At 61.3% G+C, this 19,790-nt stretch carries 14 protein-coding genes and 3 rRNA genes; 11 read left to right on the top strand and 6 right to left on the bottom strand.

The window, feature by feature from the left end:
• The first annotated feature begins 204 nt into the window (after positions 1 to 204).
• From pssA to rrf, 4 genes are all read left to right on the top strand, one after another.
• Positions 205 to 1,080, top strand: coding sequence for a CDP-diacylglycerol--serine O-phosphatidyltransferase (pssA, locus tag OCT39_RS14300; RefSeq protein WP_263585127.1), 876 nt, complete (start codon positions 205 to 207; stop codon positions 1,078 to 1,080).
• Between the two features lie 485 nt (positions 1,081 to 1,565).
• Positions 1,566 to 3,100: ribosomal RNA gene (locus OCT39_RS14295) — 16S ribosomal RNA — on the top strand.
• Positions 3,101 to 3,382: 282 nt separating this feature from the next.
• Positions 3,383 to 6,271 (top strand): 23S ribosomal RNA (locus OCT39_RS14290).
• A gap of 130 nt (positions 6,272 to 6,401) precedes the next feature.
• Positions 6,402 to 6,517, top strand: a 5S ribosomal RNA gene (rrf, locus tag OCT39_RS14285).
• The 16S, 23S and 5S rRNA genes sit together here, the layout of an rRNA operon.
• A 463-nt stretch (positions 6,518 to 6,980) precedes the next feature.
• On the opposite strand, the gene hisC is transcribed toward rrf, so the two are convergent.
• Positions 6,981 to 8,042, bottom strand: coding sequence for a histidinol-phosphate transaminase (gene hisC / locus OCT39_RS14280; protein WP_263585126.1), 1,062 nt, complete (start codon positions 8,040 to 8,042; stop codon positions 6,981 to 6,983).
• A 215-nt stretch (positions 8,043 to 8,257) separates the two neighbouring features.
• Here hisC and OCT39_RS14275 point away from each other — a divergent pair, with 215 nt between their 5' ends.
• From OCT39_RS14275 to mnmH, 4 genes are all read left to right on the top strand, one after another.
• Positions 8,258 to 8,713 (top strand): copper resistance protein NlpE, encoded by a 456-nt coding sequence (locus tag OCT39_RS14275; RefSeq protein WP_263585125.1) that lies wholly within the window; start codon positions 8,258 to 8,260, stop codon positions 8,711 to 8,713.
• A 129-nt stretch (positions 8,714 to 8,842) separates the two neighbouring features.
• Entirely contained in the window at positions 8,843 to 10,216 is a 1,374-nt protein-coding gene (gene radA, locus OCT39_RS14270; protein ID WP_252109598.1) for a DNA repair protein RadA, read from the top strand.
• Between the two features lie 87 nt (positions 10,217 to 10,303).
• A complete protein-coding gene (gene selD / locus OCT39_RS14265; RefSeq protein ID WP_263585124.1) occupies positions 10,304 to 11,341 on the top strand; it encodes a selenide, water dikinase SelD in 1,038 nt (345 codons plus the stop codon).
• Positions 11,342 to 12,424 (top strand): tRNA 2-selenouridine(34) synthase MnmH, encoded by a 1,083-nt coding sequence (gene mnmH / locus OCT39_RS14260; RefSeq protein ID WP_263585123.1) that lies wholly within the window; start codon positions 11,342 to 11,344, stop codon positions 12,422 to 12,424. It begins immediately after the preceding gene.
• Here the strand turns inward: mnmH and OCT39_RS14255 are convergent.
• Entirely contained in the window at positions 12,421 to 13,110 is a 690-nt protein-coding gene (locus tag OCT39_RS14255) for a type 1 glutamine amidotransferase (protein ID WP_263585122.1), read from the bottom strand. The genes mnmH and OCT39_RS14255 overlap by 4 nt on opposite strands.
• 119 nt (positions 13,111 to 13,229) lie before the next feature.
• Between OCT39_RS14255 and OCT39_RS14250 the strand changes: the two genes are divergently transcribed.
• Positions 13,230 to 13,829 carry a YjaG family protein gene (locus tag OCT39_RS14250; RefSeq protein ID WP_263585121.1) on the top strand — a complete coding sequence of 200 codons (600 nt, stop codon included), beginning with the start codon at positions 13,230 to 13,232 and terminating at the stop codon, positions 13,827 to 13,829.
• A gap of 114 nt (positions 13,830 to 13,943) precedes the next feature.
• Here the strand turns inward: OCT39_RS14250 and hisF are convergent, their stop codons facing one another.
• The 4 genes from hisF to hisB form a co-directional block, all read right to left on the bottom strand.
• Complete coding sequence (gene hisF, locus OCT39_RS14245; RefSeq protein WP_263585120.1) at positions 13,944 to 14,717, bottom strand: imidazole glycerol phosphate synthase subunit HisF; 774 nt, start codon at positions 14,715 to 14,717, stop codon at positions 13,944 to 13,946.
• Entirely contained in the window at positions 14,714 to 15,460 is a 747-nt protein-coding gene (gene hisA / locus OCT39_RS14240) for a 1-(5-phosphoribosyl)-5-[(5-phosphoribosylamino)methylideneamino]imidazole-4-carboxamide isomerase (protein ID WP_263585119.1), read from the bottom strand. Before hisA ends, hisF begins: the two co-directional genes overlap by 4 nt.
• A gap of 11 nt (positions 15,461 to 15,471) precedes the next feature.
• Positions 15,472 to 16,113, bottom strand: a complete 642-nt coding sequence (gene hisH, locus OCT39_RS14235) for an imidazole glycerol phosphate synthase subunit HisH (RefSeq protein WP_263585118.1) — start codon at positions 16,111 to 16,113, stop codon at positions 15,472 to 15,474.
• Between the two features lie 66 nt (positions 16,114 to 16,179).
• Positions 16,180 to 16,773 carry an imidazoleglycerol-phosphate dehydratase HisB gene (gene hisB / locus OCT39_RS14230; RefSeq protein ID WP_263585117.1) on the bottom strand — a complete coding sequence of 198 codons (594 nt, stop codon included), beginning with the start codon at positions 16,771 to 16,773 and terminating at the stop codon, positions 16,180 to 16,182.
• Between the two features lie 184 nt (positions 16,774 to 16,957).
• Here hisB and OCT39_RS14225 point away from each other — a divergent pair, with 184 nt between their 5' ends.
• Together OCT39_RS14225 and OCT39_RS14220 are read left to right on the top strand one after the other, a co-directional pair.
• Positions 16,958 to 17,455, top strand: a complete 498-nt coding sequence (locus OCT39_RS14225) for a GNAT family N-acetyltransferase (RefSeq protein WP_263585116.1) — start codon at positions 16,958 to 16,960, stop codon at positions 17,453 to 17,455.
• The gene (locus OCT39_RS14220) at positions 17,455 to 19,776 is read left to right on the top strand and encodes an AsmA family protein (RefSeq protein WP_263585115.1); all 2,322 of its coding nucleotides are present in this window, start codon (positions 17,455 to 17,457) and stop codon (positions 19,774 to 19,776) included. Before OCT39_RS14225 ends, OCT39_RS14220 begins: the two co-directional genes overlap by 1 nt.
• The last annotated feature ends 14 nt before the right edge of the window (positions 19,777 to 19,790 follow it).

The following is a 19,790-nucleotide window of genomic DNA, read 5'->3' as shown; positions in this document are numbered from 1 at the left end:
CTCGCTCTTCGCCTGCGTTTAAAAGCCGCCCCCAGGGGCGGCTTTTTTGTCAGCGCTTTGCAGGCATGGCGGTGTGGTAGTTATCGCACTCTACCGACGTTTGAGCCAGGCTGTTGCGATAGCCGCAATCGCGGTAGCCGCCGGCCGGGTAGCGTGTAGAATGAAAACCGGACTACAAACGATTTCAGATTAGGGATGACGCACATGACTCAGGATGCTCACGATCAAGAGCCAGGACATACGCCGCCGCCTTACAAGCCCGACCGCGACAGCGACTCGGTGAGCAACGAAGACCTCGCTACGGCATTTCTACGTGAAACCGAGGTGGTCGAAGAGTCCGTCGAGGACGGCAAAAAAATTCGCCGCAAGGGGATTTACCTGCTGCCCAACCTCTTTACCACCTCGGCGCTCTTTTCCGGCTTCTTTGCCGTGGTGGCCGGCATTAACGGCGACTTCAGCTCGGCGGCTATCGCCATTTTCATCGCCATGGTGCTCGATGGGCTGGACGGGCGCGTGGCGCGCATGACCAACACTCAAAGTGCTTTCGGCGCAGAGTACGATAGCCTCGCCGACATGATCTCGTTTGGCATGGCGCCCGCGCTGGTCGCCTTTACCTGGATACTTCAGGATATCGGCAAGACCGGCTGGGTAGTGGCGTTTCTATATGTGGCCTGCGCCGCGCTCAGGTTGGCGCGTTTCAATGTACAGATCGGCAGTACCGACAAGAAGTGGTTTATCGGCCTGCCCAGCCCTTCAGCAGCGGCACTGGTTGCGGCCAGTGTATGGACCTTTCACAGCTTCGATGCCGATGCGTTTGGCTTCAAGCTTCTGATGCTGGTCGTCGTGGCCGCGGCGGGCATTTTGATGGTCAGCAATATCCGCTACTACAGCTTCAAGGAGCTCGACTTCAAAAAGCCGGTGCCATTTGTCGTACTGCTGGCGGTGGTACTCGGTTTCGTGATGATCTCGGTAGAACCGTCCGCGATGCTGCTACTGCTGTTCGGTGCCTATGTGCTTTCCGGCCCGGTACATGCGGTTATGCGCAAGGCTAAAAACGGCCGTAAAAAAGGGCGTGCCTGACACGGCTGTATGACACCCTGATGACGGCACGCATCTTTTTGAAAAAAAGCCCTTGCACTCGCCCCGCCAAATCCGTAAAGTACGCATCCGCTGCCGGGGACGCCAAGCGTTTCCAGCGGTGGATAAAGGTGAAAACCTTCGGTTTGTCAGGAAGTTAGAGCACTGTTCGGCAGGTTTGAATGGCTCGCTTCACTCGCTGAAATCAGCGGTTGACAAATTCACCGGAATGCGTAGAATACGCCTTCCTCGACGGGCAAGCGGTTCAGGTCATCGAACGGTTCGTCGAACAGCTCTTTAACAATTTGATCAGGCAATTCATGTGGGCGTTTGCCGATGAGGGTGACAAGTCACCTTATATCAAGGCAGACGAACACAGCGATACCTTTCGAGGTATCACGGTAAATTCGTTTGAACCTTGAGCCAGGATTGATTCGCCTCTGCGTCATGTCTTCGTATGTGGGGCAGGCAAGAATCACACTGATTTTAAACTGAAGAGTTTGATCATGGCTCAGATTGAACGCTGGCGGCAGGCTTAACACATGCAAGTCGAGCGGCAGCACGGGAAGCTTGCTTCCTGGTGGCGAGCGGCGGACGGGTGAGTAATGCATGGGAATCCACCCGATAGTGGGGGATAACCTGGGGAAACCCAGGCTAATACCGCATACGTCCTACGGGAGAAAGGGGGCTTCGGCTCCCGCTATCGGACGAGCCCATGTCGGATTAGCTAGCTGGTGAGGTAACGGCTCACCAGGGCGACGATCCGTAGCTGGTCTGAGAGGATGATCAGCCACATCGGGACTGAGACACGGCCCGAACTCCTACGGGAGGCAGCAGTGGGGAATATTGGACAATGGGCGCAAGCCTGATCCAGCCATGCCGCGTGTGTGAAGAAGGCCCTCGGGTTGTAAAGCACTTTCAGTGGGGAAGAAGGCCTGCCGGTTAATACCCGTCAGGAAGGACATCACCCACAGAAGAAGCACCGGCTAACTCCGTGCCAGCAGCCGCGGTAATACGGAGGGTGCAAGCGTTAATCGGAATTACTGGGCGTAAAGCGCGCGTAGGTGGCTTGACAAGCCGGTTGTGAAAGCCCCGGGCTCAACCTGGGAACGGCATCCGGAACTGTCAGGCTAGAGTGCAGGAGAGGAAGGTGGAATTCCCGGTGTAGCGGTGAAATGCGTAGAGATCGGGAGGAATACCAGTGGCGAAGGCGGCCTTCTGGACTGACACTGACACTGAGGTGCGAAAGCGTGGGTAGCAAACAGGATTAGATACCCTGGTAGTCCACGCCGTAAACGATGTCGACCAGCCGTTGGGTGCCTTGTGCACCTTGTGGCGAAGTTAACGCGATAAGTCGACCGCCTGGGGAGTACGGCCGCAAGGTTAAAACTCAAATGAATTGACGGGGGCCCGCACAAGCGGTGGAGCATGTGGTTTAATTCGATGCAACGCGAAGAACCTTACCTGCTCTTGACATCCTGCGAACCCGGAAGAGATTCCGGGGTGCCTTCGGGAACGCAGAGACAGGTGCTGCATGGCTGTCGTCAGCTCGTGTTGTGAAATGTTGGGTTAAGTCCCGTAACGAGCGCAACCCTTGTCCCTATTTGCCAGCGCGTAATGGCGGGAACTCTAGGGAGACTGCCGGTGACAAACCGGAGGAAGGTGGGGACGACGTCAAGTCATCATGGCCCTTACGAGCAGGGCTACACACGTGCTACAATGGCCGGTACAAAGGGCAGCGAACTCGCGAGAGCAAGCGAATCCCGAAAAGCCGGTCTCAGTCCGGATCGGAGTCTGCAACTCGACTCCGTGAAGTCGGAATCGCTAGTAATCGTGGATCAGAATGCCACGGTGAATACGTTCCCGGGCCTTGTACACACCGCCCGTCACACCATGGGAGTGGACTGCACCAGAAGTGGTTAGCTTAACCCTCGGGAAAGCGATCACCACGGTGTGGTTCATGACTGGGGTGAAGTCGTAACAAGGTAGCCGTAGGGGAACCTGCGGCTGGATCACCTCCTTAAACGATGCGTCATCCTCGCGGTAAACGTCCACAATGAATTGCCTGATCAGATGCTGTTGATGAGCAGTGACAAGCCAGACGCCACGCGTTGTCTTGTCACTGCTTATGGCAGTCGCTCTTTAACAATGTATATCATGCTGACAGTATCGAATGACGATACGGTGACATGAGCTTCGGCTCCTGTAATCGTGACGTGATCTCGATACGCAATTGTTTTGTGATACGTCTCAAGCGTATCCGGCAATCGTTGTCATTGCGGGCCCGGACTCCTTCGGGTTATAGGGTCAAGCAATGAAGCGCACACGGTGGATGCCTAGGCAGCCAGAGGCGATGAAAGACGTGGAAGCCTGCGATAAGGTTCGGTGAGGTGGCAAACGACCTGCGACCCGAACATCTCTGAATGGGGAAACCCACCGACCACAAGGTCGGTATCGTATCCTGAATACATAGGGATACGAGGCGAACCGGGGGAACTGAAACATCTAAGTACCCCGAGGAAAAGAAATCAACCGAGATTCCCCCAGTAGCGGCGAGCGAACGGGGACCAGCCCTTAAGTTGTGCAATCGATAGGCGAACAGTCTGGGAAGTCTGACCATAGCGGGTGATAGTCCCGTAGCCGAAATCCGAGCACAGTGAAATCGAGTAGGTCGGGGCACGAGAAACCCTGATTGAAGACGGGGGGACCATCCTCCAAGGCTAAATACTCCTGGCTGACCGATAGTGAACCAGTACCGTGAGGGAAAGGCGAAAAGAACCCCGGCGAGGGGAGTGAAATAGATCCTGAAACCGTGTGCGTACAAGCAGTGGGAGCAGACTTGTTCTGTGACTGCGTACCTTTTGTATAATGGGTCAGCGACTTATATTCAGTGGCGAGCTTAACCGAATAGGGGAGGCGTAGAGAAATCGAGTCTTAACTGGGCGACCAGTCGCTGGATATAGACCCGAAACCGGGCGATCTATCCATGAGCAGGGTGAAGGTTGAGTAACATCAACTGGAGGCCCGAACCAGGATCTGTTGAAAAAGATTTGGATGACTTGTGGATCGGAGTGAAAGGCTAATCAAGCCCGGAGATAGCTGGTTCTCCTCGAAAGCTATTTAGGTAGCGCCTCACGTATCACCACCGGGGGTAGAGCACTGTTTCGGCTAGGGGGTCATCCCGACTTACCAACCCGAGGCAAACTCCGAATACCGGTGAGTGCAGCGTGGGAGACACACGGCGGGTGCTAACGTCCGTCGTGAAAAGGGAAACAACCCGGACCGTCAGCTAAGGTCCCCAAATCCTGGTTAAGTGGGAAACGATGTGGGAAGGCTCAGACAGCCAGGAGGTTGGCTTAGAAGCAGCCATCCTTTAAAGAAAGCGTAATAGCTCACTGGTCGAGTCGGCCTGCGCGGAAGATGTAACGGGGCTAAACCAGGTACCGAAGCTACGGGTTCATCCTCTGGATGAGCGGTAGAGGAGCGTCGTGTACGCCGACGAAGGTGGATCGAGAGGTCTGCTGGAGGTATCACGAGTGCGAATGCTGACATGAGTAACGATAAGGGGAGTGAAAAACTCCCCCGCCGGAAGACCAAGGGTTTCTGTTCGATGCTAATCAGAGCAGAGTGAGTCGGCCCCTAAGGCGAGGCCGAAAGGCGTAGTCGATGGGAAACGGGTCAATATTCCCGTACCGGACATGATTGCGATGGGGGGACGGAGAAGGCTAGGTGAGCCGGGCGCTGGTTGTCCCGGTGAAAGCAGGTAGGCTGAATGCTCAGGCAAATCCGGGCGTTCAAGGCCGAGATGCGAGACGAACTGACCACGGTCAGGAAGTCACTGATGCCACGCTTCCAGGAAAAGCCTCTAAGCTTCAGATCATGTGCGACCGTACCCCAAACCGACACAGGTGGTCAGGGTGAGAATCCCAAGGCGCTTGAGAGAACTCGGGTGAAGGAACTAGGCAAAATGGTGCCGTAACTTCGGGAGAAGGCACGCCGGCGTAGGGTAGAGGGACTTGCTCCCCGAGCCCGAACCGGCCGAAGATACCAGGTGGCTGCAACTGTTTAGTAAAAACACAGCACTCTGCCAACGCGCAAGCGGACGTATAGGGTGTGACGCCTGCCCGGTGCCGGAAGGTTAAGTGATGGTGTTAGCCCTCGGGCGAAGCTCCTGATCGAAGCCCCGGTAAACGGCGGCCGTAACTATAACGGTCCTAAGGTAGCGAAATTCCTTGTCGGGTAAGTTCCGACCTGCACGAATGGCGTAATGATGGCCACGCTGTCTCCACCCGAGACTCAGTGAAATTGAAATCGCCGTGAAGATGCGGTGTACCCGCGGCTAGACGGAAAGACCCCGTGAACCTTTACTATAGCTTCACACTGGATACTGATGTTGCCTGTGTAGGATAGCCGGGAGGCTAGGAACTCCGGACGCCAGTTCGGAGGGAGCCACCCTTGAAATACCGGCCTGGCATCATTGGTGTTCTCACTCCGACCCGTCATCCGGGTCGAGGACAGTGTGTGGTGGGTAGTTTGACTGGGGCGGTCTCCTCCCAAAGAGTAACGGAGGAGCACGAAGGTACCCTCAGCACGGTCGGACATCGTGCAATGAGTGCAAGAGCATAAGGGTGCTTGACTGCGAGACAGACACGTCGAGCAGGTGCGAAAGCAGGTTCTAGTGATCCGGTGGTTCTGTATGGAAGGGCCATCGCTCAACGGATAAAAGGTACTCCGGGGATAACAGGCTGATACCGCCCAAGAGTTCACATCGACGGCGGTGTTTGGCACCTCGATGTCGGCTCATCACATCCTGGGGCTGAAGTCGGTCCCAAGGGTATGGCTGTTCGCCATTTAAAGTGGTACGCGAGCTGGGTTTAGAACGTCGTGAGACAGTTCGGTCCCTATCTGCCGTGGGCGTTGGATGTTTGAGAAGGGCTGCTCCTAGTACGAGAGGACCGGAGTGGACGCACCTCTGGTGTTCCGGTTGTCACGCCAGTGGCATTGCCGGGTAGCTATGTGCGGACGGGATAACCGCTGAAAGCATCTAAGCGGGAAGCCCCCTTCAAGATGAGACATCCCCGAGGCCTTGAGCCTCCTGAAGGGCCCAGCGAGACCAGCTGGTTGATAGGCACGGTGTGGACGCACCGCAAGGTGTTGAGCTAACGTGTACTAATGGCCCGTGAGGCTTGACCCTATAACACCCAAGGGGTTCGGCCCGCAGTGACAACGAAGCAAGAACCGGATACGCATGAGCATGAAGCGAAAGGCTTCATGTCGAACGGGACGATCACGAAACCGTCAGCCGATATACATTGAAAGTTACGCCTGACGACCATGGCTTGCGTGAACCACCCGATCCCTTGCCGAACTCGGAAGTGAAACCGCAACGCGCCGATGGTAGTGTGGGGTCTCCCCATGCGAGAGTAGGTTATCGTCAGGCACCTATTCGAAAAAGCCCCGAGCACTCTGTGTTCGGGGCTTTTTTTTATGCGTGGAAAAAAGAAGGGAAAAGGCCCGGAAGGCAGGGTGCCTGCCGCCCGGCCCCGGCGGCGCGGTGCGCCGCATCGCTGGCTGACGCCTGCTCCTACAGGACAATCGCGCCCCGATCGACTGCAGGTGCCCGATTCATTGGGTGATGGCGGCACCCGCCGCCCGGGTGGGATTTGCTGCCACCGTGCCTGCTGTCCACCCAAGCGACGCGTTGCGCCGCATCGCTGGCTAGCGCCTGCTCCTGCAGGGCAATCGCGCCCTGATCTACTGTAGGAGCCCGATTCATCGGGCGATGGCGGCGACAGCCGCCCGGGGTTGGGTTTGCCATCGTGCCTGCCGTCCACCCAAGCGGTGCGCCGCGTCGCTGGCTAAAGCCTGCTCCTACAAGAGCGGGTTGAAATGGCTATCACCAGTTAACGACAAATGCTTTCCAACGCTTCCATCAGGCTATCCATTTCATCATCGGTGCCGATGGTGATGCGCAGGAAGTTGCCCAGAATATCCGTGTTGAAGTGGCGTACCAGAATGCCGCGCTCACGAAGGCCGGCGAAGAGCTGGGCGCCTTGAAAGTCGGGGTGCTGCGTCAGCACGAAGTTGGCTTTTGACGGCAGTACCTCAAAGCCTAGCGCCTCGAGGCGTTCGCGGGTGCGTTCGCGAGTGGCGATCACATGGTTGCGGCAGGCGTCGAAGTGCGCCTGATCCTTGAGCGCCTCGATACCCAACACACTGGCCAGGCTATCCACCGGGAAGGAGTTGAAGGAGTCCTTGACCCGCTGCAGCCCCTCGATCAGCGCCGGCGAGCCGATCGCATAGCCCAGCCGTAGGCCGGCAAGGCTTCTTGATTTGGAGAACGTACCGGTCACCAGCAGGTTCGGGTAGCGTTTGATGAGCGCAACGGCGCTATCGGCGCCGAAGTCGACGTAGGCCTCATCGACCAGCACCACGCGATCCGGTACCCGCTTGAGAAGTGCCTCGATGTTCTCGAGCGAGTGGGCGTGGCCGGTAGGCGCATTGGGGTTGGCCAGGATGACGCCGCTGCGCGCGGCGCTCGCGGTCAGGGCGTCGAGGTCGACTTCCCACTGGGCGTTGAGCGGATGCTGGCGAAGTTCGATCCCGTACAGCTTGGCGTAGACCGGGTAAAAGCTATAGGTAATGGCCGGCGCATCGAGCGGCGCGCCGTGGCAGAAAAAGGCCTGGAAGGCGAAGGCCAGCACCTCATCGGAGCCGTTGCCGACAAACGTCTGCTCCAGGTCGACGTCGAACGTATCGGCCAGCGTCTGTCGAAGCGCGCGGGAGGTCGGGTCCGGGTAGAGGCGCAAGTGGTCGGTGGCGTAATCGCGCAGCGCCTGACCCACGCCCGGGGCCGGCGGATAGGGGTTTTCATTGGTGTTGAGCTTGATCAGACGCTCGACGGGCTGTTCGCCGGGCACGTACGGGGTCAGCGACCGGACGGCGGGGCTCCAGAATTGGCTCATGAGGGACACCTGGTGGCTCTTGCAAGGAGCATTATGGTGGCCCGAGCCACGATCAAGCGCAAGACGCATCCATGACTATTACAGGCGGCTGTTTTGTCTGGCGATTATTTGACATGAATGCAACGCATCGAGGGGTGGGCGTCGCACCTTGTAGCGGTTATGCTGTCATAAGCGCACGAAAGAAATGTATGTCCAACACGATAAGGAGACACCCAATGCAATTTCGGAGTTTGCTAGCCGGTTCGGCTATGTTGGCACTACTGGCGGGCTGCGCATCGGGCCAGACCGATCAGCAGGGCCAGGACGCTCCCGCCATGAGCGCGTCTCAGGCCACCTATCAGGGAACGCTGCCGTGCCGCAACTGTGATGGCATCGACCTCAACGTGACGCTGGAAGGTGAAGAGACCAGCGCCCCGCAGGAGCGGACGTTCGACCTGACGGCAAGCTATCGTAACCATCCCCAGACCCCGCCGGACGAAAACTACTCCGGTAACTGGGAAGTGCTGACCGGCACGCCGTCGGATTCCAACGCGACCGTTTATGAGCTGACGCCCAACGGCGATGGACAGATCTACTACTTCCAGAAAATCAGCGAACAAACGCTCGAGTTGATCGACCCGGAACGTCGTCGCTTCGAGAACGGTGAAATGCTGCAGCTGCAGCGCCGGTAAGCGCTCAAGCGATGAGCGTCACGGCGTACGCGCCGTGAGTGTGAAAGGCGGCCCTGAGCCGCCTTTCGTGTATTTGCCCGGCACCTTGTAGCGGCCGCCGGGCGGCAAGCAAGACAGGAGCAGCGCGGCGTGGCCAAAGTCAAAAGCGCCTATGTGTGCACCGAGTGCGGAGCCGAATACCGCAAGTGGCAGGGGCAGTGCTCGAGCTGCCAGGAATGGAATACCCTGAGCGAGGTGCGCCTGGCGAGCGCCCGGCCCGGTGCCGGGGCGCCCGCTCAGGGTCGAAGCGGCTACGCAGGAGATCTTTCCCGTGACGTGGTCGATCTGAGCAAGGTCGATTTGAGCGAGGTGCCAAGGCTGAGCTCCACCTTCGCCGAGTTCGACCGCGTGCTGGGCGGCGGGCTCGTGCCCGGCTCGGCGGTGCTGCTGGGCGGAAACCCGGGGGCGGGCAAGTCGACCCTGCTGCTGCAAACCGCCTGCAAGCTCGCTCAAACGCGGCGCATCATGTACGTCACCGGTGAGGAGTCGCTTTCCCAGGTCGCCATGCGCGCCCACCGCCTGCAGCTACCCACCAGCGGGCTCAAGATGCTGGCCGAAACCAGCGTCGAAACGATTCTTGCCGTTGCCGAGCGCGAAAAGCCGGAAATACTGGTGATCGACTCGATCCAGACCATGCACCTCGAGGACATTAGCTCCGCCCCCGGCGGCGTGGCCCAGGTGCGCGAATCCTCGGCCGCGCTCACCCGCTTTGCCAAGCAGAGCAACACGGTACTGCTGCTGGTCGGCCACGTGACGAAAGACGGCACCCTGGCCGGCCCCAAGGTGCTCGAGCACATGATCGATGCCTCGCTTCTGCTCGAAGGCGGCGCCGACTCGCGCTTTAGAACTCTACGGGGGCAGAAAAACCGCTTCGGCGCGGTGAACGAACTCGGCGTCTTCGCGATGCTCGAGCAGGGCATGAAAGAGGTCAAGAACCCCAGCGCGATCTTTCTCTCCCGTCAGGAAGAGCAGGCGCCGGGGAGTCTGGTCATGGTGGTGTGGGAAGGCACGCGGCCGATTCTGGTCGAGGTGCAGGCACTGGTGGACGAGTCGGCGCTGGGTAATCCGCGCCGTGTGGCGGTGGGGGTCGATCAGAACCGACTGGCGATGCTGCTCGCCGTGCTCAACCGCCACGGCGGGCTCTTTACCGGCGACCAGGACGTGTTTCTGAACGTGGTCGGCGGCGTCAAGGTGCTGGAAACGAGCGCCGATCTTGCGGTACTGCTGGCTGTGGTGTCGAGCCTGCAAAACCGGGCGCTGCCGAAGGAGCTGGTGGTGTTCGGCGAGGTGGGGCTGTCCGGCGAGATTCGTCCGGTACCCAGCGGCCAGGAGCGCATTTCCGAGGCCGCCAAACACGGCTTTTTACGCGCGATCGTGCCGAGGGCCAACGCGCCGAAGCAGCCGCCCAAGGGCATGGAAGTCATCGCCGTGGATAAGTTGAGCGATGCGCTGGAAGCGCTTTAAGCTGTACTACGCTTAAATGGAAAACAACGACCTATCGACGATCACGCGGGCAAACGCGACGACCGGTGGGTTTCAAGGAGAGACGCCATGAGTTCGATTCGACTGACCCAATATAGCCACGGCGCCGGCTGCGGCTGCAAGATCGCCCCGGACGTGCTCGACAGCATTCTGGCCAAGGCGGGCCCGAGCGCCGGCCACAAGCAGCTCATCGTGGGCAACCAGGGGCGCGAAGACGCTGCCGTGTTCGATTTGGGCGATGGCCGGGGCATGATCTCGACCACCGACTTCTTCATGCCGATCGTCGATGACCCCTTCGATTTCGGGCGTATTGCCGCGACCAACGCGATCAGCGATATCTACGCCATGGGCGGTACGCCGGTGATGGCGCTGAGTATTCTCGGCTGGCCGGTCGACAAGCTTGCCCCGGAGATCGCCGGCGACGTGGTGGCCGGTGCCCAGGGCGTGTGCCGCGAGCACGGCGTGGCGCTGGCCGGCGGGCACTCCATCGACTCCACCGAGCCCATTTTTGGCTTGGCGGTGAACGGGCTGATCCAGCTCGACCAGCTCAAGCTCAATAGCGGCGCCAAACCCGGCGACCTGCTCTTTCTGACCAAGCCGCTCGGCGTGGGCCTTTTGACCACCGCCGAAAAGCGCGGCCTGCTGGAAGCGGGCCACCATGGCCTGGCCCGCGAAACCATGCTCAAATCCAACCGCATCGGCGTGGAGCTTGCCAAAGTGAAGGGGCTCAACGCCATGACCGATGTCACCGGGTTTGGTCTGGCCGGCCATCTCAGCGAGATCTGCAGTGCCAGCAACGTCATGGCGCAGATCGATTTTCGCCGGCTGCCGCGCCTTGCCGAGGCCGAAGCCTACCGCCGCCAGGGCGCGGTGCCCGGCGGCACGCTCAGAAATCACGAAGCGCTGGGTGGGCAGCTCAAACCGATGGACGAAGCGCACTGGCAGTGGCTGTGCGATCCCCAAACCTCCGGCGGTCTTCTGCTCAGCGTCGACCCGGCCTGGGAGGATGACGTGGAGCGCATTGGCCGCGAGCACGGGCTCGATCTTCAGCCCTTCGGCACCATGAAGGCGCGGGAAGGCGATGCACTGATCGATGTGGTCGGCTAGATGAGAAATGACGTACCCGCCACGACCCAGCTGATTCACAAGGGCACGCCGCTGATCGACGTGCGCGCGCCGGTCGAGTTTGCTCAGGGGAGCCTTCCTGGTGCGGTCAACCTGCCGCTGATGGTCGACGAGGAGCGCCATCAGGTCGGTATCGCCTACAAGGAGCACGGCCAACAGGCGGCGATCGCCCTGGGCGAGCGGTTGGTTAGCGGCGAGGTCAAGCGGGCGCGTATTGCGGCCTGGCGCGAGTATCTGTCACGCCACCCGGACGCGCTGATCTACTGCTTTCGCGGCGGCCTGCGCTCGCAGATCGCCACGACATGGCTTGCCGAGGAGGGCGTCGATGTGCCCCGGATTGCGGGGGGCTGGAAAGAGATGCGCCGCGCACTTTGCGAGCGTATCGATCAGGCCGCCGAGCAGCCCATGCTGGTGGTGGCCGGGCTGACAGGTTCTGCCAAGACCGTACTGATCAACCGTCTCGAAAACGGCATCGACCTGGAGGCCTGTGCCAACCACAAGGGCTCGGCGTTTGGCCGCCAGGTCGAGGCGCCCACGACGCAAATCGATTTCGAGCACACGCTTGCAGTGCAGCTGCTGGACCGCCCCGGTAAGCTGGTGATGGAGGATGAGTCGCGCCAGATCGGCAATGCCAACATTCCTCTCACTTTCTGGCACGCGATGGAAAAAGCACCACGCATTCGCGTCGAGATGCCGCTGGACTGGCGTCTGGATCAGCTTCGTCATGATTATATCGAAGCGCTGGAGGCGGCGTTCGTGGCGCGGTTTGGCGCCGAGGAAGGCCGTGCGCGCATGAAAGAGCAGCTCTCCAATAGCCTGAAGCGGCTAGCCAAGCGGCTGGGCAATGCGCGCCTGCAGCGCCTTCAGCGGTTGCAGGCGCTGGCCTTCGATGCCCACGACCTGGGCAACACCCAGGCCCACGAAGCCTGGCTTGGCCCGCTTCTGACCGAATACTACGACCCGCTCTACCGTTATCACCTGGAGCGGCGCCAGAGTGCCCCGGCGGAGCTTCATGTGGGCGACTGGGAGAGCTGCCTGGACGCCGCCCGTCAGTGGAGCGCCTAGGCGCGGGCCAGCCACTGCAGCATGACGCGATCAAGTAGCGGTGCCAGGCCGTGAAAGCGCTGGGGGGTTTCCAGAATGGCCGCTTCGCTTTGCAGATAGCGTTGGCCGGCGGCCGTGGCCGGCGCGGCGGGCGGGTGCGCGAAAAGCTCGGCGGCACTTTGGGCGGTGACCTCGAAGTGACACAAAAGCCCCATCACTCGCCCGGCATCCCAGGCAAAGCCCTGAAGCGGGGCGGCGTCACTGCCGCCCAGCGGCAGGGCGGCATCCGGCAGGCTGAACACGTAGCGGTGCCACATGAACGCCTCGAAGCGCTCGGGAAGATCGAACGGGCTTTCCGGGGCAAGCGTAACGCCGTGCCAGCCGGTTTCCGGGTAGGTGCCTGGGGCGATCACCGCCTCCAGCGCCTCGGCAATCCACAGCGCCCCCAAACCGATGCCGAGCACCGGACGCTGGCCGTCCAGGTAGCGGTTCAAAAGTTTTTTCTCCGCTCTGGACCAGGCGGGCGGGGTTTGAATCAACTCCTCCGGGCCGTCGAGCACGATGAGCGCATCGCACTCGCCGGGGCGCGGGGTCAGCTCGCCGTCGAACAGATGAAAAACCGTGTAGCTGTGGCCCATGCTGTCGAGCCAGTCGGTCAGGCGGGCGGGGCCGTGGTGCGGGCCGTGCTGTAGTAGATGAATATGCATGGTAATCTCCTCGCCGGCCGTCGTCGCGTCAAAGTCGCGTTTGCGAATGTGCGACGATAACGTATCGCCTTGTCTTCACCAATACCCTTTTCACCCCTATAAAGGCTCAGGAAATCAACATGGTGGCCAAACCCTCTGGATTTTATCAGCTTCTTCAGACGCTTCCGCTGAACGCCCAGCAGGCCTTCATGGCCGCGCTTTGTGAGCGCCTGATACCCAACTATGCGCTGTACGAGCAAACCACCGGCCAGGGCGACAGCCACACGCTCAAGACCGTGCTGAGCCTTGTGTGGGAGCGCTTGCAGGTACCCGGCGCGAGTATCGATTTCGCCCGCCAGGCCGAGAAGCTTGCCGAGTGCGAGCCGCCGGAAGACGACGACAGCTTCGGCGCGCGGCGCGCGCTGGATGCGGTGGTCGCGGTGAACGCGCTGCTCGACACGCTACAGGGGGACGCCGGAGAGGCGGTGCTGGATGTCAGCCGTACCTCGCGGGCCGGCGTGCGCGCCTTCATCGAGCTGACCGAAGGCGAAGTGGACGCCCGGAAACTTGCGCTGATCATTCGCGACCACCCGCTCATGGAGGACGAAAACGACTTTCAGGACGCGGTGCTCGAGGCGGTCAGCGCGCCGCTCGACAAGGCCGCGCTCAAGGAACTGCGTGTGCTCGGGCGCAACGGCGGCGTCAGTAATTTGGGGCTTAGCCTGGACGACGACGCCTGACATCCAGGCCGAAAGGCGCTCTGACGCAAGGCAAACGGCCCGGAGTGCTTCGGTTGCAAGGGCTCCGGGCAGAAGTGTAAGACGACGATATTAGGCGATGATATGAGCCGCGCGCTAAAGGCGCATTTCGATGCCGCGCTCGGCCATGTAGCGCTTGGCTTCCGGAATGGTGTATTCGCTGAAGTGGAAAATGCTCGCCGCCAGTACCGCGTCGGCGCCGCCTTCGATCACGCCATCCACCAGGTGCTGCAGGTTGCCCACCCCGCCGGAGGCGATCACCGGTACGCTCACCGCCTCGGAAATGGCGTGGGTTACGCCCAAATCGAAGCCGCTTTTGGTGCCGTCGCGGTCCATGCTGGTTAAAAGCAGCTCGCCGGCGCCGAGGGCCACCATCTTTTTTGCCCACTCGACGGCATCGAGCCCGGTGGGCTTACGCCCGCCGTGGGTGAAAATCTCCCAGCGCGGCGGCTCGCCTTCACCGGACACCTTCTTGGCGTCGATGGCGACCACGATGCACTGGCTGCCGAAGCGCTCGGCGGCCTCGAAGACGAACTCCGGGTTGGTTACTGCGGCGGTGTTGATCGAGACCTTGTCAGCGCCGGCGTTGAGCATGGTGCGAATGTCGTCACAGCTGCGGATACCGCCGCCCACGGTGAGCGGAATGAACACCTCGCCGGCGATGCGCGAGACCATGTCGACGGTAGTTGCGCGCTCGTCAGAGCTTGCGGTGATATCCAGAAAGGTGATTTCGTCGGCGCCCTGCTGGTTATAGCGCTTGGCGATCTCCACCGGGTCGCCAGCATCGCGGATGCCGACGAAGTTCACGCCCTTGACGACGCGGCCGGCGTCGACGTCCAGACACGGAATGATGCGTTTGGCCAGACTCATGTTCGACCTCCGGTCAGTTCATCGCTCAGGCGTTGGGCTTCACGCACGTCCAGGCTCCCTTCGTAGATGGCGCGGCCGGTGATCGCTCCGAGGATGCCGCTGTCGGCGACGTCGCAAAGCGCCTTGATGTCGTCGAGGTTGGTCACCCCACCGGAGGCGATCACCGGAAGGCCGCCTTCGCGGGCAAGCTCGGCGGTGGCGTCGATGTTCACACCCTGCATCATGCCGTCGCGAGCGATATCGGTGTAGACGATGCTGGAGACGCCGTCACCGGCGAAGCGCTTGGCAAGCTCGGTGGCCTTGATGGTGGACACTTCCGCCCAGCCGTCGGTGGCCACGAACCCGTCCTTCGCGTCGAGCCCGACGATGATGTTGCCGGGAAAGGCGCGGCACATCTCGCCGACGAACTCGGGCTCCTTCACCGCCTTGGTACCGATGATCACATACGAGACGCCGGCGCTTAAGTAGTGCTCGATGGTCTCGGCACTGCGAATACCGCCGCCGATCTGGATCGGAAGGTTCGGGTAGGCACGGGCGATGGCGGTGACTGCGTCGCCGTTGACCGGCTTGCCCTCGAAGGCGCCGTTGAGATCCACCAGGTGCAGGCGGCGCGCGCCGGCCTCCACCCAGCGTCCGGCCATGGCGACCGGGTCGTCGCCGTAGGAGGTCGAGTCCTCCATGCGGCCCTGCTTCAAGCGTACGCACTGGCCGTCTTTGAGATCAATGGCGGGAATGACTAGCATGGTGAATCCTCTCAGGGCGTCCAGGTAACGAAGTTTTCGAGCAGGCGAAGACCGGCCCGCGCGCTTTTTTCCGGGTGAAACTGCACGGCGAAGGTGGCATCGCGTCCGATAGCGACGTGCGCCTTCACATCGCCATATTGGGTCGTGCCGAGCACGTGGTCATCCGTCGTGGCGTTGACGTAGTAGCCGTGAACGAAGTAGAAACGCTCGCCATCCTCGATGCCTTCCCACAGCGGGTGGTCGTGGTGCTGGGTGAGCCGGTTCCAGCCCATGTGGGGCACCTTCAGGCGCTGCTCATGTTCGTCGCGCATATCGAGCGGGAAGCGGTCGACGCTGCCCTGAAAAAAGCCCAGGCAGTCGACGCCGCCGTTCTCCTCGCTTTTCTCCATCAGCATCTGCTGGCCCACGCAAATGCCGAGCAAGGGCTTGGCTTGGCGGGTCAGGATGTCATCGACCAGACCCCGGAGTTCGGTGCGCTCGAGCTCGCCGATACAGTCGCGAATCGCGCCCTGGCCTGGCAGCACCACGCGGGTGGCGCCCAGAATGCGGCGGGCATCGCGGGTGATGATGACGTTTTCGTGGGTTACGTGTTCAAGCGCCTTGGCCACGGAATGCAGATTGCCCATTCCATAATCGATAACGGCAATGGTCATGTTGCGCTCCTTACAGGGGTGGGCGAATAACGGTGGGCGAGGGCGTACGGCGAGAAGCGGCCGGCATCAAAGCGTTCCCTTAGTCGAGGGCATTTTTCCCGCCATGCGCGGGTCCTCGGCAAGCGCCATGCGCAGCGCCCGGCCAAAGGCCTTGAAGATGGTTTCCGCCTGGTGGTGAGCGTTTTCGCCCTTGAGATTGTCGATATGCAGCGTGACCCGGGCGTGGTTGACGAAGCCGTGGAAAAACTCGCTGAACAGCTGCGTGTCCATCGCCCCGATCATTGCCCGGGTAAAGGTGGCGTTCATGAACAGCCCCGCGCGGCCGGAAAAGTCGACCACCACGCGCGAAAGCGCTTCATCGAGCGGCACGTAGGCGTGACCGTAGCGCACGATACCGCGCTTGTCGCCCACGGCCTGGTCGAACGCCTGGCCGAGCGTAATGCCCAGATCCTCGACCGTGTGGTGGGCGTCGATGTGCAGGTCGCCGGTGACGTCCATGGTGATGTCGATCATGCCATGACGCGCGACCTGATCCAGCATGTGATCAAGAAACGCCACGCCAGACTCGCCCTTCAAATGGCCTTCGCCGTCGAGGTCGATGGTCACGGTGATCTGCGTTTCGTTGGTGTCACGGCTGACCGTGGCAGTTCGCGCTGACATGTTGCATCTCCTGCGCTTGCGCGCATAGTGGGGCGGCGAGGCGTGAACGTCCACGCCCGACCTTGGACATAATAGCGAGCCAAACGGCCATTATAGAGAATCGATGACCCCATCCGCTACAATGCGCGAAAGGTCGCCGATTTCAGCGGGCAGGGCGGCGCAAACGCAGCCAGGAGGATTGAGCATGCCGGTGACGCTTTTGTATGTCGATCAGACCCGCTGGGAGACGGACGATGCCGTACGCCAGGAGCTTTCGCGTATCTATGCCGACGCTCCCCGGGAGCGGCTACGCACCCGGACGGTCGCGCCGTTCATCGAGCAGCATCTGGTCCAGTCGCCGCGTCAGTTCTTCGCCTGCGCCCGGTTCAACGGCCATCTGCTGGGCGCGGTGGCCATATATGAAGCCGATGATCGTGCCTGGTGGCTTTCCGAGCTTTGCGTGAAAAGCTCCGCCAGGCGGCGTGGCGTCGGCTCCCGCCTTATGGCACTGTTGGGCGAGCAGGCAAAAGAGGATGGTCGCACGCTTCGTATCGATGCCGGCTCGCTGCCGCTGGCCGATCGTATCCTGCTGTCCAAAATCGGCTATCGGCCTTTTTCCGCGCCACCGGCGGCCGGTAGCGGCGCCTTGAGTGACAGCGGTATTCATGAGCATGTCGAGCTAGACCCACAAGGGAACGGGTGATGAAACAGTTATTGCGTATTTTGCTAGCCGCGGTCGGCATTCTGGCCATGGTGGCCGTCGCCGCCGTGGTGTATGTCACCACCTTTTTGGATCCCGAGGATTTCAAACCGCGCCTGGTCGAGGTGGTCGAAGAGCAAACCGGGCTCAATCTGGCGTTGGAAGGGCCGATCACCTGGTCGTTCTACCCGCGCATCGGCGTCAGCGTGTCCCAGGCGCGCGCCTGGCTTCCCGAGCAGCCCGTCGAGGATACCTCGTTCGCCGCCGTGGACAGGGCCGAGGTCAGCGTCGCCTTTGCACCGCTTTTACGCGGTGAAATCGCCATCGACGGCCTGACGCTGGACGGCGTACGCCTGAATCTTGAGCGAGACGCGAGTGGAGAGGGCAACTGGCAGCCGCTCGTGGAGCGTCTTGCCGAGCAGAACAGCGAATCCGCCGAAACCGTGCTGGCCCCGGCCAGCGCCGGGCCCCACGTCGACGCGGGCAGCCTCTCGGTGGTGCTCAACATCGCAAGCGTGGAGGTGCGAAACGCCGACATTCGCTATCGCGATGCGCCCAACCAGGCGCTCTGGCGGCTGCAGTCGCTCGATATCAACGGCAGCAACGTCAACCCGTCGCGCGCGTTTCCGCTCAAGGCGATGTTCACCCTGACCCGGCACAATCGCCTGGACGCCGAAGCGCTCGAGCGCACCCCGGCCTTTACCAGCGAGATGAGCCTGGAGACCCGCGTGCTGCTGGGCCTGAACGATGAACGCGTTACCTTCGAGGACTTCCAGCTCTCCACCCGCTCGACCACCGCCAGCGAAGAAGAGCCGCAGCAACTCAGCCTGAAAGCCGCCGAAATGATCGCCTGGCTTGGCGAGCAGCGCTTTAGCGTCAGCGACGGGGTGATCGAAACCGGCCTGCGCCACTCGGAGAACTGGCAGGGAGGGCTGGCGATGGCGCTGGCGTTCGCCCTGGACGGCGACTGGGGCGCGCAAACCGCACAGCTTCGCGACGCCGAACTCACCGGCCCCGATAACTTGCGCCTGAGCGGCCATCTCAACGTCGAACAGTTTTTGGACGCCCCGCAGTATCAGGGTCAGCTTAACGCCGCGCCCTTCACGCTGCGCCCCTGGCTTTCGCGCATGGGCGTGTCGCTCAATACCGCCAGCGAAGCCGCGCTGAGCGATGTCGCCATGACCAGCCCCGTCGAGGGCGACCTGGAGCAGATCACGCTGCCCCAGCTCTCTTTAGTGCTCGATGACAGCACCTTTACCGGTGAGCTGGCCGCGGCGCTGGACGGCAGCGCCTTGCGCTTCGATCTTTCCGGCGATCACCTCGATCTGGATTATTATCTGCCGGGGCCGGTCACCGCCCAGCAGGCGAGCCACGGCCTCATTCGCCGTGCCGTTGCCCAGGAGGCAAACCCGCTACTGCCCCAGGCGTGGCTCGCTGCGCTGGATCTGGAAGGCGACCTGGAAGTGGACCGGCTCACACTTGCCGGGCTCACTTTCGATGACACCCGGCTGTCGCTTCGCGGCGAGCAGGGCCTTCACCGGCTGACCGGCTTCGAGTCGCGCTTCTACGATGGCACGCTGGAGGCGACGGGCTCGATCGACGCCCGTGAGCCGGTGCTGGCGTGGCAGTTCGCGCCCGCCATCAGTGGCGTACAGGTGGCGCCCATGATCGAGGCATTCAGTGAAGAACCGTCGCCGATTCGCGGGCGCTTCAACCTGCAGGGCGAGCTCACCACGCGCGGTAACACGCGCGACGTGCTGACCAGCAATCTCAACGGCGAGCTCGACGCGCGCCTCGACAACGGCGCCATTTTGCAAACCAACATTTCGCAGCAGGTGTGCGAGCTCGTCGCCAAACTCGAAGGCGAGGGCACGCTGCGCGACTGGCAGCCGGATACCCGCTTCGATCGCTTCGACGCCACCTTCAACGTGCGCAACGGCGTAGTGACCAGCGACGACCTGATGGTGACGCTGCCGGGTATCGACATGCAGGGCAGCGGCGAGCTGAACCTCACCAGCATGAACTTTCTGACTCATGCCAACGCCCGACTGGTGGATACCGCTGACGCCGCCTGCAACGTCAACCCGCGCCTTCAGGCGCTGGCGCTGCCGGTGCTCTGCGAGGGCCATCTCGATGACGACAAGTCCCAGTGGTGCCGGCTCGACCGTGACGCCTTCCAGGCCTCGGTCGTGTCGCTCTTGCAGGACGAAGCCGGCGCGCAGATCGAAGAGCGCCTTGGCGAGACCCTCGACGAACTGAACGACCGCCTCGGTGAAGAGAACGTGCGCGAGCTGCGTAACGGCATTCGCAACCTCTTCGACTGATTCCGCTACTCTTT

Origin of the sequence: Halomonas sp. GD1P12 (genome assembly GCF_025725645.1) — a bacterium.
In the GTDB taxonomy this organism is placed as follows: domain Bacteria; phylum Pseudomonadota; class Gammaproteobacteria; order Pseudomonadales; family Halomonadaceae; genus Vreelandella.
This window is presented reverse-complemented; position numbering and strand designations above follow the sequence as displayed.